Here is a 15,145-nt window from a genome sequence, read left to right as displayed (position 1 = left end):
GTTAAACTACTTTAGCATAAACTATATTTATCTGAAGTTTTGTGTTTAAAATGATAAATGGGTAGTGTTGAAATATGACTAGTAATTTATTTATGGTTCCAAAAATGGTCGGTTTTCTAAAGAAGTATGAAATATGGGTGTTTTTAGCACTCGCGCCTTTACTTAATTTTGTTATTACTTACTTGAAAAGTAAGGGGGTAATTGAATTTTTCCCATATACCAACGGTCGTTTTTACGCACTAATGTTTTTATTGCTTTTTATTGTAAAAATCACAAAAGGCAATGAGGGCATAAAGAATTTGTTTAGACCTATGCTAATTTGGAAAGTGCACCCAAAATGGTATCTATTTAGTTTACTATTCGCATTTATAATAGGTTTGATGACATTGGTAATTGTAGCTTTTTACAATGGAGATATGTCCATTCTAGATTTCGAAATTTATATACCAAGCTTAAAATTCACTTTATTTCTTTTGTCTTGGGCATTTCTAGGTGAAGTGGTATGGATCGGATATGCATTTCGTGAACTTTCGAAAATTACTAAACCATTTTACGCAACTCAGGTTATCGGTTTTGTGTGGTCTTTATGGTGGTTACCTTCCGTTTTTATAAATGTCGGAGTAATAGAAGATTTACCGGTATGGCCCTTGTTTTTAAATATGATGGGAGCTGCTGGTATGTGTGCTATTGTATACTCAAAAACTAAAAGTGGAATATGTGTATTGGTAATACAATCGATGTTAAATATGTCTCTTGTTTTACTGCCGATTTCACCAGATGCGGGTGACAATACCTATACTACATTTGCGGTTCTTTATTTTCTTATCATGTTGGTTTTTATGTATTTTATGCCGCCGAAGATGAATGCGGAAACAAAAGAACTAATAGGCGAGTAATACTAATGATATAGTTTTTGACTATTCTAAAACCTTATAAGCTTTAGCTTTTTTATCTTTAGCTACTTTAGTTTCATTAGCCTTTAATTGAGCCATAATACTCTCGGCTAAAAACTTCGCTAAGTTAACGGGTACTGCGTTACCGATCATTTTATAGCCTGCTGCCACTTTTTTGTAATGAAAGGTAAAGTCATTGGGGAAAGTCTGTATTCTAGCACATTCTCGTACGCTTAACCTTCTGTATAAATCTTCTTTACCTGGTACAAATACGCGAACATCTTTCTCAATAAGTTTCATTTTTGGTGCCTGCGGATGTATAGGTGCGTGTCTGCCACCTGCTTGTATGGTAAAAGATTGTTCGTCCCAATTGCGAACACGATTTCTAGACATGTACATGGTTGAAAAACCACCGATCATATACTCGTGATTGGGAATAGTACACTTTTTGCCATTAGTGTTATTGAATTCTAGCGCAGGTATTGCCGCATCCTTTAAATCTGAAATGGCTGTTTCAAGAGTAATTTTAGGAAAGGTTTCGGTCGGAAATTCATATTTGAAATTCAAGTCTTTTCTAATGCCTATAAAGAAAACTCTTTTTCTGTCTTGGGGTACATTGTAGTCTGATGCATTTAGCATTTGAAAAGAAAGGTCATAACCTGTACCAGCATTTTTTAAAAGCTTTTTAATGCCATCTAGCGCTGTACTGTGTTTGCCAATTAGCATTCCGCTTACGTTTTCTGCTAAAAAGAATTTGGGTTGCTTGGCTTCCAGTATTCTAATAAAATCATAGAATAACTGTCCTCTTTTGTCTTGAATACCTCTTGCGGCACCAGCGGCACTCCAGCTTTGACATGGCGGTCCACCAATGATTCCGTCACAATCGGGTACATCATCCGCAGGTATATCAACAATACTTCTTTTGTCGAATGTAGTATTGGGGTGATTCTTTTCATATGTCTCCCAAATATCTTTATCATATTCGTTTGCCCATATCACATTAAAACCAGCTTGTTCAAAACCAAGATCTAGTCCGCCTGCTCCAGCAAAAAAGGATACTATATTCATTTTCTTACGCTATTCTATATTTCTTAGATTCTCTAAAAGGGTTTTTAGAAACTCATCACATGAAGGCAAAAATACATTTTAGAATTTCAAATTGCTTTTAAATCAATCATCTATTTTACTCGGTAATTGAGATTTGAATGTTCTATGCTTGCGTCTAAATATTAATTATGTTTTCAATTTAATGCCTCGTGGGCTTGCACCCAAAGTTAGTTACTTGTATGGTTTCCTTCTTACGTTTAATACTTGTAACATTATTTTCAAAAGCCTTTATGGTATTTTGGTCTTTAATAACAAGATGCATACCTACTTCGCAATGTATTCCGCTATAGTTTAATTCTGGCATGTTGGTGAATTGAGTGATATTCACGTTGTCTAGATAGATAAATTGGGTGGGAGTGAAATTATAAGAACAGTAAATTAGCATATTATCAATGAGAATAAATTTCGAGTGTATGTGCTCATTTACAAAGTATTCAATATTCTCAGAGCTCTTGATCTTACTGTAGAATTGCTGAAAACTATTTGCGTTCGCAGGTCTTCTAAATTTCATCTCTTTAAATTTCTCTGCATCTTCGGTTAAAGGTGCAAAAGTCTGTGATAAAAAAGTTACTTCTATCCCTTTGTTCGTCATGGCAATTACATTACCTAATATACCTTTACGAATTTCACTTTTATTGATAGTAGCATGATGCTTAGCATTGAATTTGTAATTAAACGCTGCCAAATGCTGAGCGCAAACTATAATTCTTTCTTTTGCTGCTAATATATGTTCTGATAATGTTTTTTCTAGAATATTCGCTGAATTGTCATAAAATGGTGCAGTAATAAATGCCGAATTTGAAAATTTATATTCAAGTTTATCATACGTATTGCATGTAGTGTTTAAAGACGTTTTGTAATCTTTAATAGCAATTGAATTACGGATCAGATTCTTGTAAAATGCTTTTATGTTCTCCTCATAGTTTGGTTCGTCTTCTATGCAAATCATAGATTCGTTTTTCACCAAATCTCGTACTGCTAAATTGGATGAACTCAATAGTATTAGATATCCGTTTTTCTTTTTAATGTAAGCCGATTTAATATGTAATGAATAGGGTAGAGAGCCTCTTGAGAATTTTTTTACGCGGGCACTGCGTACATATAAATGAGGGAACACATATAAATTAAAATGCTCGTGCAATGTTGATCTGTACATTTCCCCATAAATTTTTCTTGCTAAATTATATTTGGTCGCACTTTTGTCTGACTTTTCTCCCGTTATAAGATTTTCTAGAAATTTAGGTTTGTTATTGTCATAGCCTTCTAATGGTATCGTAATGACATTCACGATAATGCCATCTGCTGCTACTTCTTTTAGATAGTCATGCAAATGTTGGTTGTTGTACAAATACCAAGAAATGTTGATTTCTTCAATATCACCTCTTTGCTGCTCAATAGTTTCAATAAACTTTTCAAGCAATAAAGGTGAGCCGCCTTGTTCATAAAAATCAAATCGATTTTTATAGTTATCGGGTTCATCAAGGAAAGTTTTAAATGGCATTTATAGTAATAATAGTTATGCTACCTAATTAGATTTTTGCGTTAGGCTGTGCTTTAAAGATAGGCATCTGTTTCTTTTAATGCTTATGTCTTGAACAATTGTGGTGGGTGTAAGAAGGTGGTGAAATGATTTTTTGTAGTAGAAAAAAGGACTGATAAATAGTTCATAAAATAAAATCGGCGTATCAATTTTAGTACTACTTTCGACCTTTATTTTTTAAAGGGTAATGCATTGATTGTTAGTGGTAAAAAAGGCTATATGTCAAAATTATAAATGGAACAATACATTTTTTATTTAGGTTTTATTGTAGCTGCTTACGCGGTAATTGCCAATGATGTTATACAGACCTTAGGTACGTTTATGACATCTAACGCAAATGTGAAATGGTGGCTTTTATGGGGCTTTGCAGGCTCTATTTTAACGGCAACTTTAGTTTATGGCTGGTATATGAACGGTGGTGATGTTTCTTATGGTAGGTTGTCGAATATTCCGCTACCTGATCCAATGCCCTGGTGGTATTTATTGGCTCCGATTTCTTTAATGGTAATTACTCGTTTTGGTATACCTGCAAGTACTACGTTTATGATTTTAAGTGTTTTTTCATCGAGTCAATTGATAGAAAAAATGATTCTTAAGTCGGTATTCGGATATTCACTGGCTTTCGTTGCCGCATTTGTGTTGTATCTGTTTTTGACGAAAAAATTTGAATCTCCGGCATCTATTCGATTAATGGATAAGAAAAAGCAGCGACCTTATTGGATCGTTGCGCAATGGTTTTCAACAGGCTTTCTTTGGTCGCAGTGGTTAATACAAGATTTTGCCAATATTTTTGTATTTCTGCCAAGGCAATTATCACTTTACGAATTAGTATTTTCCTTAGCGCTCATTTTGCTTATTATGGCCTATATATTTAATTCGAAAGGAGGCAAGATTCAAGGTATAGTGAATCAAAAATCAAATACACAACATATTCGTTCGGCAACTATAATAGATGCTTGTTATGCGTTGTTATTGTTCTTTTTTACATCAGTAAACACCATACCAATGAGTACCACTTGGGCGTTTATAGGGATTTTGGCGGGTAGAGAAATTGCTATAAGCTACCGTTTAAAAAAAGGAGAATTGAAGAAAACCTATAAAATGTTAGTCAATGATTTTGCTAAAGTAAACATGGGTCTTTTCGTGAGTATTCTAATTGCTTATCTAATTCAGTTTATGAAAGGATAACTTATTTTACACTGATCAATACCGCCTCGCAACTTTTTAGGTCGGAGTTCAAAACGATGTTTTCAGATTTTTCACCATCAGATATTTCTACCGAAACCGTATTTGGTGGCGAATCGCCTAAATTATGGGCGTAAAGAAATAAATCGTTAGATTTTGTTGGGTCAAGTTTAATTTTGAATTCCTTTTTCCAATAGGTTAAATAGTACTTTTTAATTACTTGAACGCCGTTCAGATAGATAGATACAATATCGCCATCTTGCCTGCCGTGATCCCATATTTTTATAACAATATCTTCAGAGTTGAATTCGAATTCTTTGGTATATGAAATTTTTCTACCATCGAAGCTATCTCTAACTTCAGGTTTGCTTTCGGTTGTAGGTTCAGGCTTTTTTTCTGCCTTGGCAACTGCAGTTCGCTTAGGTGCTATTTTCTCTTTTGCTTTTTTCTTTGCTTTCGATCTAGACTTCTTATTTTTCGGTGCTACTGTATTGGCATTTGCCAATTGCTGCTTTTTCTTTCTTTCGTCAGATGCTGCGTTTGTAATCGAAAAGAACGGAGTAGCCTTTTTAGCAATATTGAATTTGTCATCGGGGAATAATTCTATGGCAACCACTTGATATCTATTGCCGGATCCAATATTTTTCGCCAATTCTATTCCGTCTTCAAAACCATCATTCTTAAAAGAACCCAGTTCTTGTACGACCATTTCATTACGTACTAGAAAAAAACGAATGGACTTGCTAGTATCTATTTTTACGGTATTCCATTGTAAAGCAATTTTATCGGGAATATTCCAGACAGTGCTTTCATTTGGGGAAACGATATTTATGGTAGCTATATCTTGCGCAAAACTAATAGTAGATACTAATAGTAAGGCAGATAAAAATATAAAATAAATTTGGCGCATGTGTACTGTATTATCTTAAAGATGGTATTAAACGATTCTTGTTTAAGACTTCTATAATCTACAAGATATATGACACTAAACGAAAATTTATGCCATTTTAATATAATAGCAAGAGCCTTTTAATTCATTTAGGTCATATTAATTTTTTTTCAACAGCTGTTTTACTAATTATATAATACTTATAGCTATTATTTTTTAATGTTAAAAAATGGAAATAATCCTAATAAATGGAAATAATCCATAATTTAGCTATCCCGATTTTTTAGAGGGATAGTTATGAGCAAGACAATACTTCATATAGATTTAGATACTTTTTATGTATCTGTAGAGCGACTCAATAATCGTGAGTTGCAGAACAAACCTTTATTAGTAGGCGGTACGGGAGACCGTGGCGTGGTAGCGGCATGCAGTTATGAAACCCGCGGATTCGGAGTGCATTCTGGTATGCCTATGAAAATGGCACGCGAACTGTGTCCTGATGCTGTTGTAATTCGAGGTAATGCAGGTGACTACAGTAAACACTCGGATGTAGTGACGGAAATTATTAAGGAGTACGTACCGGTATTCGAAAAATCGAGTATCGATGAGTTTTATGCAGACCTTACCGGTATGGATCGCTTTTTTGGTTGCTACCAGTATGCTTCTCAAATGCGAAAGAGGATTATTCGTGAAACGGGACTCCCCATTTCCTTCGGGTTATCAGCGAATAAAGTGGTTTCTAAAGTAGCGACTAATGAGGCGAAACCAAACAATCAGTTAAAGATAGATGAGGGGTTGGAGAAGCCTTTTCTTGCTCCGTTATCCATAAAAAAAATACCAATGGTAGGCGATAAAACCTATCAGACCTTACGGAATCTTGGTTTGCGACAAGTACGAACTGTGCAAGAGATGCCGATGGAAGTAATGCAGCGGGTTTTAGGTGCTAATGGCGGAGTAATATGGAATCGTGCCAATGGGATAGATAATACACCTGTGATTCCGTTTTGTGAGCGAAAATCGATTTCTACTGAACGCACTTTTAATAAAGATACGATTGATGTAAACAGATTACGTGGTATTCTCATCGCCATGACCGAAAACCTGGCATATCAATTACGACGTGGAGATAAGTTATCCGCTTGTATTTCAGTAAAGATTCGATATTCAGATTTTAATACCTATTCAAAGCAAATGCGTATTCCATATACCAGCGGAGACCATATTCTAATACCTAAAATTCTAGACCTGTTCAAAAACTTATATAACCGTAGGTTATTAGTACGGTTGATTGGTATACGTTTCAGTCATTTGGTATCTGGTAATTATCAAATCAACCTTTTTGATGATACCGAAGAAATACTAAGCCTCTATAATGCAATGGATAATATTCGAAAACGATACGGAGACAAAAGTGTACTGCGAGCATCGGGCATGGGGGCAAAAACAATAGGAAGAATGCATAACCCTTTCAACGGATTGCCACCTGTTGTGTTGGCGCATAGGAAAATTTAGTTGTTGGTTGTTGGTTGTTCGTTGTTGGTTGTTGAAAAGAGAAAAGAAGTTAGAATATAGAGAAGAGAGAAAGCGTAATGTGCATTGCGCTACACGCTAAGCGCAAAATACCTCGCAAAGACGAAACCCGTTCACTGAGCGTAGCCGAAGTGAAGTGCTGAGTTAGAAAAAAGAATATAGAATATAGAGAAGAGAGAAAACGCACTGCGCAACACGCGAAGCGCAAAAAATGAACAATAAAAAGCGCACTACGCATAGCGAAGCAAAAAAACCATCAACCAAAAGCACAGCGTATAGCGCGTAGCGTCAAGCGTTCAGCGCAAAAAACCATCAACCAAAAAGCGAAGCGCAAAACACGAACAACCAACAACGAACAACCAACAACGAAAAAAGTGTACCTAAACAACCACACATACTACAGCCTTCGCTACGGGACTTTCTCCGAGATTGAGCTTTTGCAATTAGCGAAGGCGCATGGGGTAACGCAATTGGTGTTGACGGACATTAATAATACATCGGCTTGTTTAAACTTTGTTCGTAAAGCACCCGAATTTGATGTGCGACCTATTTTGGGTATTGATTTCAGAAACGGAGTAGAACCTTGCTTTGTAGGTGTAGCAAAGAATAATGAGGGATTTCTAGAACTCAATAATTTTCTGTCGCATCACATACATCAAAACAAGAAAATACCCGATATCGCTCCGCAGTTTAAAGAGGTGTTTGTTATTTATCCCTTTGAGAAAGTTCTAGAGAGTGAAAAGAAAGTCTTTGCTGCGCATGAGTTTATTGGGGTTTCTGTAAATGAGCTAAAACGACTCCGGTTTTCAAAGTTATTAGAGCAGCGCGATAAAATTGTATTGCTGCAGCCAGTCACGTTCAGAAACAAGCGCGATTTTAATGCACACCGTTTGTTACGCGCTATAGACAACAACACCTTATTGAGCATGTTATCGGTTACCGAACAGGCGCGTGATGATGAACATATGTATGCGATACCAAACTTGGCGGCGCACTTTTCTGAACATAGTTTTATTCTTGAGAACACCCAGCAGTTGATGGATGTCTGTTCCATTCATTTCGATTTTACTACAGGGCGAAAACCTCAGAATTTAAGTAAGTATTTAAGCAGTACCGAAGAAGATGAGGTGTTTTTAGAGCAGTTATGTCACGAGGGATTGCCCAAGCGTTACCCAGAAATTGACCAGGCTGTGTTGGATCGCTTAGCGAAAGAGCTGTACCTCATTAAAGAGATGAATTTTGTCTCTTATTTTCTTATCAATTGGGATATTGTCACCTATGCCCGAAAACAGAATTTCTTTTATGTAGGTCGGGGTAGTGGTGCCAATAGTATTGTGGCATACCTGCTTTTTATTACCGATGTAGATCCTATGGAGCTCGATTTGTATTTTGAGCGATTTATAAATCTGTATCGTGTGAATCCGCCCGATTTTGATATTGATTTTTCGCATCGAGACAGACCGGTTATGACGGAGTATATTTTTAATCGTTTTGAAAATGTCGCATTGTTGGGTACCTACGTTACTTTCCAATCTCGGGGAGTTATTCGTGAGCTTGGTAAAGTTTTCGGTCTGCCAAAAGATGAAATAGATTTACTGTGCGATGGTAATATTCAGGCAAGCAGGTTAGATACTATATCAACTTTAGTATTGAAGTACACACAGCTACTTCACGGTATGCCTAATTACCTGAGTATACATGCAGGCGGAATCTTAATTACCGAAAAACCTATTCACTGGTTTTCGGCGACCAATATGCCGCCAAAGGGATTCCCAACCACACAGTTCGATATGATTATCGCTGAAGATGTCGGTATTTTTAAGTTCGATATTCTAGCTCAACGCGGACTCTCCAAAATAAAGGAGACGCTTGATATTTTAGAACGTGACCGACCCGAGGAATTTGCCAAGTTTGATATTCATGATATCAAGGCGTTTAAGAGAGACCCTAAAATCAATAATTTAGTAAAAACAGCACAGTGCATGGGTTGTTTTTATGTGGAATCTCCCGCCATGCGGATGTTATTAAAAAAGCTAGAAGTTGATACCTATCTGGGTTTGGTAGCGGCAAGTTCTATTATTCGCCCGGGAGTATCTAAAAGCGGAATGATGCGCGAGTATATTCTTCGCCATCGTAACAAGGGCAGGGCAGAGGAGCTGGCGCATCCGGTGATGTTAGAAATTATGCCAGAGACATACGGAGTAATGGTCTACCAAGAAGATGTGATAAAAGTTGCCCACCATTTTGCAGATCTAGATCTAGGCGAAGCTGATGTATTACGACGCGGTATGAGTGGTAAGTTCCGTTCTCGAGAGGAGTTTCAAAAAGTGCAAGACAAGTTTATGGACAACTGTCGTAAAAAAGGATATGCCGAGAAACTCATTCAAGAAATTTGGGACCAAGTAGCAAGTTTTGCAGGCTATGCTTTTGCTAAAGGGCATTCGGCATCGTATGCCGTAGAGAGTTACCAGAGTTTGTTTTTACGTGCCTACTATCCGTTAGAATACATGGTGGCAGTTCTTAATAATGGTGGCGGGTTTTATAAGCCTGAGTTCTACGTGCATGAAGCTCGTATGTTGGGCGCAACGATACATTCGCCTTGCGTTAATAAAAGTAATGCAGGTAATCGTATTTATGGTAAGGATTTGTATTTAGGATTAGGCTATTTGCGGGAATTGGAACAACGGGTAATGGAGCGTATTTTAAAAGAACGCTTTGTAAAAGGTGATTTTATATCGTTGGAAGATTTCTTGGATAGGTTGATCATCTCCATAGAACAAGTCAGTATTTTAATACGTATTGATGCCTTCCGGTTTACGGATACCAATAAACACGAACTCCTTTGGAAAGCACACTTGTTTTTGAACAAAACCAAGAAAATAGACCACCCAAAACTGTTCGCGCCAAAACAGCAACATTTTGAAATTCCGTCATTGTACAGTACCAATTTAGAAGTTGCCTTTACGCAATTAGAGTTGTTAGGGTTTAGTTTATGTAGTCCGTTTGAACTATTGGAGGTGATACCGTTGAATAGTTCTGGTAGTAAAGATTTTGAAAAGTATTTAAATAGAAATATCGATATCTACGGATATCTGATTACTATCAAGCGAGCAAAAACCCACACCGGTAAAGCAATGTACTTTGCAACACTATTAGACCAACAAGGGCAAGTTTTTGATGCCGTGTTATTTCCACCAGTAGCGGCAAAATATATGTTTAGAGGAAGAGGAATTTATAGGTTCTATGGAAAAGTAGTCAGTGAATTCGGTTTTTTGAGTATAGAAGTCATTAAACTAATAAAACAAGACTTCATTCAAGATCCAAGGTATGCCGATATGAAAACTAGTGCAAAGGTTTTTGATAAAAAGATAACTGGCGAAGAGAAAATAGAAGTTAGAGAATAGATTAAAGGAACAACAGAAAATAGAGTATAGAAAATAGAGAAGAGAGAAACCGCTATTCGTAATGCGCAACGCGCTTAGCGCAAATTACGCGTACAGCGTATAGCGCAAAAACCATCAACCGACAACCAACAACTAACAACCATCCTTAAAAAGCATCAAGCACATAACCTAATATCCAGAAAAGTATAAGGAACACAAAAAAGGTTCCTATACAACCACATTTACCTCCGCCTATTTTTTTAGCACCGTATCAGGCACCTAAGAATTGTATTAGTTTTTTCATGAAGGCAATTTACGGGTTTGTTTGGTTGTTATTGGGGTGAAAATTAGCTTGAAAAGAGGTATTGGTGTTTAACTGGTAGAATATGCGATTAACTAATAAGTTTTTTTACTTATAATACTACCAGAAATAATATTTAAACACATTTTTATTAAAAAAGCAGAAAATTATAAGGGTAAATCAGTATCATCTCTAAATGCTAGAGCTATTGAAGTTATATTTTATTTTGGTCGATTTATAGATGATAAACCTTCTCAAATGCCCTATATAGCTATAAAAGTCTCAGTAAGTGGATAATTTAATTGTAAGTGTAATCTTGTTAAAAAAATATATTAATGCAGTATTTCGAATTAATCATGCAGTTCGTCGAATACAAACAATAAAGATGGTTAATACGTTAAGAAAAAGAAAAAATAAAGAATACTTTTGTGTTAGAACACTAACAAAACCATTAAGTAATAACCCTCTTTTTTTAAGATGGTTATAGTATTTCGTATTCAATATCTAAATGCACTTGTGTTTTTGGTCTAGTTGTTCATGCCCTTCCCTCGGGGGGATGATAATAGACAAATAACGATTATGATTTACGATTTATTTAGCAACATTTACTTTTTAGCATTCTTTTCAATTGTTTTCTCACTTTTAGTGTCAATGCGAATATATCCGGTAATTATATATTTGGCACATAAAAAGAAATTGATGGACGATCCTATTGAACGAAGTGGTCATGTTAATAAAACAGCAACACTTGGCGGTATAGGTATGTTTATAACCTTTTCATTAGCTATTATTTTACTTGGTATTCTTACCAAGCTTAATCAAGAAGATTTAATAAAGTTATTATCGATATTAGGTGGTATAATTATACTTTTATTTCTTGGTATAAAAGATGATTTATTAGATCTCTCCCCTAAAAAGAAATTTGTTGGACAAATATTTTCTGCTGCGCTAGTTGTTTTATGTACAGATGTTCGAATAGAGAGTTTTTATGGAATGTTTGGTGTGGGTGATTTGCACTATGTGTTTTCGGTAGTTTTCTCCATATTTATATTTGTGTTTATAATTAACGCGTTTAATTTGATAGACGGCATAGATGGTTTGGCATCTTCTGTAGCTATTATTGTGAATACCTCCTTTGGTGTTTATTTTGCAATGAACAAAGAATACTTATTTGTATTGGTCAGTTTTAGTTTAATTGGTGTATTACTGGGTTTTTTACGATATAATTTGTCTCGTTCACGTAAATTATTCATGGGAGATTCTGGGTCTTTGTTTCTTGGTTTTTTGTTAGCTTATCAAGCTATATCATTCTTAAGTGTTAATGAAATGGAACAAACAGCATATACTGTTTCTAATGCTCCTATTATGGTGTTAGCAATATTGGCATATCCAATTTTAGATACGGTTAGGGTATTTATTATACGAATAAATAATGGTAAAAGTCCATTTTCGGCAGACCGTAACCATATACATCACCGTCTTTTAGATAATGGTTTTTCACATATTAAATCGACTTTAATAGTAGCTATTTGTAATATTTTTGTAATTCAAATAGCATTTGTTTTAAGCGATTTGTATTTAACCGTACAACTATATATAATTAGTGTAGTATTGCCACTTATTTGTTTATTTCCATTCTTACTGGTACAACGCAACGGTAAAATTAAAATAGAGATTCCTAAATTGTAAAATTCATTTATGTGATTAGTTAATTTTAACTAGTTGAACATGCTTAGTGTAAATTACGCAAGAGTTATAAAAACATAATTTATAATGAAACATTACAATAGACATTCTTTTAATTGTGTATAAAGTGATCAAGTTGAAAAACATTTTTACAAAAACGAATGCTGAAATACCAAGGCTAATTAGCGTTGTACTTGATCAGGGGCTAATGAGTATTATTACCTTGTTGACTACAATAGTACTGGTAAGAACTTACGATAAAATAGATTATGCTGATCTTGTTCTGCTTTTTTCTATAGCCTTATTTGTATTAGGTTTTCAAAGTTCTATCATCTCTAAACCTTATGCCATTAGTCTTAATGACTTTAATATGGATTCTGATAAGGGATATTTTCAATTTAACTTGAATCTTAAATTGCTTTTTACAATTTTATTATGCCTCTTTTTTCCTTTATTTTATTTTTTGTCTTTTGAAATATGGAATGGCAAACGATTTCTTTTTTTCTTACTATATTTAGTTTCTCACTCATCGTATTTTTTTGTACGAGAAACGCTACTTAGTGAACGTAAGACTAAACAAAATTTAATTTATGGATTAGTTTGCTCGATAGCCTTAGGTACGTTGTTGTTTTTTATCTTTTTTTTAAAAATCCAAAGGATAGAGATTTTTTTAGGAATAGCTTCAGTAATATACTTGTCTACCACTATAATTTATTTAATCAATAATAGTAAAAGGCGAAAAATTATATGGAAACAATATTTAAGCTATTGGAAAGTAAATTGGAAAGTAGGTAAATGGTTATTAGGAGCGAACTTTTTATTTCATATTAGTTCTAATATTTATCCATGGTTTTTATTATACCTTTCTAGTAAAGATAATATTGCAATTTTTGCAGTTCTAATGAGTGTTGCTGGATTAATAAGCCCAGTTTTAACCGCTTTGTCTTCTTACTTATTACCTATTTTCGTCAAAAAGAATAACAATTATGATGATGTAAGGTCTTTAACTACAAAATGGCAAATTGTTTTTGGTTCAATGGCTTTTCTCTTGATTATTATAGGATATGTTTTAGGTCAAAATATTGTGTCATTATTATTTGGGGTACAATACAATGACTTAGGGTTGTTGATTGTGTACCCATTTATTTACCAAGCTATAAATATTTTCTTTCAACCTAATAAAATAGCTTTAAATGCTATCAAAAGAACAGATGTTGGTTTCTATATTCTGATTCCAAGAAGTATTATTGCAGTGGTTCTAGGGTATTTTTTAATATCGAACTACGGGCTGTATGGCGTATTTTATACCATGCTTATCGAAAATCTTTTTTATCAGCTTATCTATTATTTTATTTATCGTCGAATATTCGCTCAATAATTTTGAACAGCAAGAATGATTAATTTTTTTACTTATCAAAATTTAGTTAAAACATTTATATTTTGTTTTATTACTCTTATAGTAATGAATTCGATAAAGTCTTTTCAGATTGTAGAATTTATAGGTATGTATGGTAAATTGGCTATTATTTTAATTTCCATTTTAGTTTTTACTCCATTTTTGAACCGAACAGGGTACAGTGTCAAATTAAAGAATAATTGGGCTTATTTGCTCATTTATATTTTATTGGTATTTTTTTCTATAATTAATGTATTTCATGAAAATAAAATTGGAAACCTTATTTATAATTTAACACTTTTCTTTTATGTGTTTTATTATTTTTTTATGACGAAGATATTGTGGGGAGTATATTTTAAAGAAAAAAAGAGTAAATCATATCAACATACAAAGATTGAAATTTTTAAAGTTTTTCGTATTGCTTTATTTTGGAATCTAATTTTTTGGTTCTTCTTGTCATTTATCGCCAATGTTGACTTTAGCGATGATTTAGGAGAATTTGGTGGATTCTTTCAAGATAAAATTCATTTTGGGTTGTATGCAACAACAGGTTTTTTAGTTTGTTTTTATATGCGTTTTAATGACATTGAAAAGGATAACTCTAAATTAAATTTATTACAGATAATATTGTATGCCTTTTTTGCATTTATTTCTTCTCGAAATGCGCTTTTAATTGTTGTAGTTGCACCGCTATATTATTTTGTGGTATACAATGTTAAAAATTATTTATATGCTTTGCTCTTAATAATTTCACCACTTTTCATCTTTTATTTTGATGAAATAGTATACGGAGTATCTGTAGATCGTTTAAATAGTTTGTCTTCTGGTAGATTAGAAATTTGGCGAATTGCATTAGTTGAAGTATTTCAAAAAGGAATTTTTAATGGGAGTGGCTTATTTAATTTAAACGATATTGTATTGAAAAATAATATAGGTACAGGATTTCATTATTTAGACACTCTTGAGTTTTTATATTTTCATTCATCTATTGTTGAATTACTAGCCGGTGGAGGGGTGTTGGTATTACTATTATTTTTTTGGATTCTATTTAAATCCTGGAATTCATTAACCAGAATAGAAAAAGCAATAATGTCTGCTATTCTGATTGGAGGTACGGTTGAAAGTTATTTGACACAACCTTTCATGTTAATTTCAGTTCTATTCTATTTTATTTTAATGATGAATAACTCTCAAATGAGGGTTGCAAAGCTAACAATAAAGGCATAATGCAAACT

10 protein-coding genes are annotated in these 15,145 nt (G+C 34.0%); 7 read left to right on the top strand and 3 right to left on the bottom strand.

What is annotated here, in order from left to right:
• Window positions 1-74: 74 nt before the first annotated feature.
• Entirely contained in the window at window positions 75-896 is an 822-nt protein-coding gene (locus tag ACJJVT_RS14380; RefSeq protein WP_405399634.1) for a type II CAAX prenyl endopeptidase Rce1 family protein, read from the top strand.
• Between the two features lie 21 nt (window positions 897-917).
• Here the strand turns inward: ACJJVT_RS14380 and ACJJVT_RS14375 are convergent, their stop codons facing one another.
• Both ACJJVT_RS14375 and ACJJVT_RS14370 read right to left on the bottom strand, forming a co-directional pair.
• Window positions 918-1,961, bottom strand: a complete 1,044-nt coding sequence (locus tag ACJJVT_RS14375; protein WP_405399633.1) for a DNA cytosine methyltransferase — start codon at window positions 1,959-1,961, stop codon at window positions 918-920.
• Window positions 1,962-2,139: 178 nt separating this feature from the next.
• Window positions 2,140-3,501 carry a hypothetical protein gene (locus tag ACJJVT_RS14370; RefSeq protein WP_405399631.1) on the bottom strand — a complete coding sequence of 454 codons (1,362 nt, stop codon included), beginning with the start codon at window positions 3,499-3,501 and terminating at the stop codon, window positions 2,140-2,142.
• 273 nt (window positions 3,502-3,774) lie between these two features.
• Between ACJJVT_RS14370 and ACJJVT_RS14365 the strand changes: the two genes are divergently transcribed.
• Window positions 3,775-4,728 carry a hypothetical protein gene (locus ACJJVT_RS14365; protein ID WP_405399629.1) on the top strand — a complete coding sequence of 318 codons (954 nt, stop codon included), beginning with the start codon at window positions 3,775-3,777 and terminating at the stop codon, window positions 4,726-4,728.
• Window position 4,729: 1 nt separating this feature from the next.
• On the opposite strand, the gene ACJJVT_RS14360 is transcribed toward ACJJVT_RS14365, so the two are convergent.
• Window positions 4,730-5,635 (bottom strand): hypothetical protein, encoded by a 906-nt coding sequence (locus ACJJVT_RS14360; protein ID WP_405399627.1) that lies wholly within the window; start codon window positions 5,633-5,635, stop codon window positions 4,730-4,732.
• A gap of 276 nt (window positions 5,636-5,911) precedes the next feature.
• On the opposite strand from ACJJVT_RS14360, the gene dinB reads away from it, so the two are divergent.
• The 5 genes from dinB (at window position 5,912) to ACJJVT_RS14335 (ending at window position 15,137) form a co-directional block, all read left to right on the top strand.
• Window positions 5,912-7,126 (top strand): DNA polymerase IV, encoded by a 1,215-nt coding sequence (dinB, locus tag ACJJVT_RS14355; RefSeq protein ID WP_405399625.1) that lies wholly within the window; start codon window positions 5,912-5,914, stop codon window positions 7,124-7,126.
• Window positions 7,127-7,518: 392 nt separating this feature from the next.
• Window positions 7,519-10,548, top strand: a complete 3,030-nt coding sequence (locus tag ACJJVT_RS14350) for a DNA polymerase III subunit alpha (RefSeq protein WP_405399623.1) — start codon at window positions 7,519-7,521, stop codon at window positions 10,546-10,548.
• Window positions 10,549-11,407: 859 nt separating this feature from the next.
• Window positions 11,408-12,517: a glycosyltransferase family 4 protein gene (locus tag ACJJVT_RS14345; protein ID WP_405399622.1), complete on the top strand. Its 1,110-nt coding sequence runs from the start codon at window positions 11,408-11,410 to the stop codon at window positions 12,515-12,517.
• A gap of 133 nt (window positions 12,518-12,650) precedes the next feature.
• Window positions 12,651-13,892 carry a lipopolysaccharide biosynthesis protein gene (locus tag ACJJVT_RS14340; RefSeq protein ID WP_405399620.1) on the top strand — a complete coding sequence of 414 codons (1,242 nt, stop codon included), beginning with the start codon at window positions 12,651-12,653 and terminating at the stop codon, window positions 13,890-13,892.
• Window positions 13,893-13,907: 15 nt separating this feature from the next.
• On the top strand, window positions 13,908-15,137 hold the full coding sequence (locus tag ACJJVT_RS14335) for an O-antigen ligase family protein (RefSeq protein ID WP_405399618.1): 1,230 nt from the start codon (window positions 13,908-13,910) through the stop codon (window positions 15,135-15,137).
• Window positions 15,138-15,145: the final 8 nt, after the last annotated feature.

The sequence above is a fragment of the Maribacter sp. Asnod2-G09 genome (genome assembly GCF_045063795.1).
Lineage (GTDB): Bacteria > Bacteroidota > Bacteroidia > Flavobacteriales > Flavobacteriaceae > Maribacter.
Note: the sequence above shows the minus strand (reverse complement) of the source record. Positions and strands in the feature narration are given on the sequence as shown.

What these genes read in the sequence shown, in the direction of transcription:
- ACJJVT_RS14370 (WP_405399631.1), bottom strand. Translation starts at nt 3,501, where the DNA reads ATGCCATTTAAAACTTTCCTTGATGAACCCGATAACTATAAAAATCGA.
- ACJJVT_RS14380 (WP_405399634.1), top strand. Translation starts at nt 75, where the DNA reads ATGACTAGTAATTTATTTATGGTTCCAAAAATGGTCGGTTTTCTAAAG.
- ACJJVT_RS14345 (WP_405399622.1), top strand. Translation starts at nt 11,408, where the DNA reads ATGATTTACGATTTATTTAGCAACATTTACTTTTTAGCATTCTTTTCA.
- dinB (WP_405399625.1), top strand. Translation starts at nt 5,912, where the DNA reads ATGAGCAAGACAATACTTCATATAGATTTAGATACTTTTTATGTATCT.
- ACJJVT_RS14375 (WP_405399633.1), bottom strand. Translation starts at nt 1,961, where the DNA reads ATGAATATAGTATCCTTTTTTGCTGGAGCAGGCGGACTAGATCTTGGT.
- ACJJVT_RS14365 (WP_405399629.1), top strand. Translation starts at nt 3,775, where the DNA reads ATGGAACAATACATTTTTTATTTAGGTTTTATTGTAGCTGCTTACGCG.
- ACJJVT_RS14360 (WP_405399627.1), bottom strand. Translation starts at nt 5,635, where the DNA reads ATGCGCCAAATTTATTTTATATTTTTATCTGCCTTACTATTAGTATCT.
- ACJJVT_RS14335 (WP_405399618.1), top strand. Translation starts at nt 13,908, where the DNA reads ATGATTAATTTTTTTACTTATCAAAATTTAGTTAAAACATTTATATTT.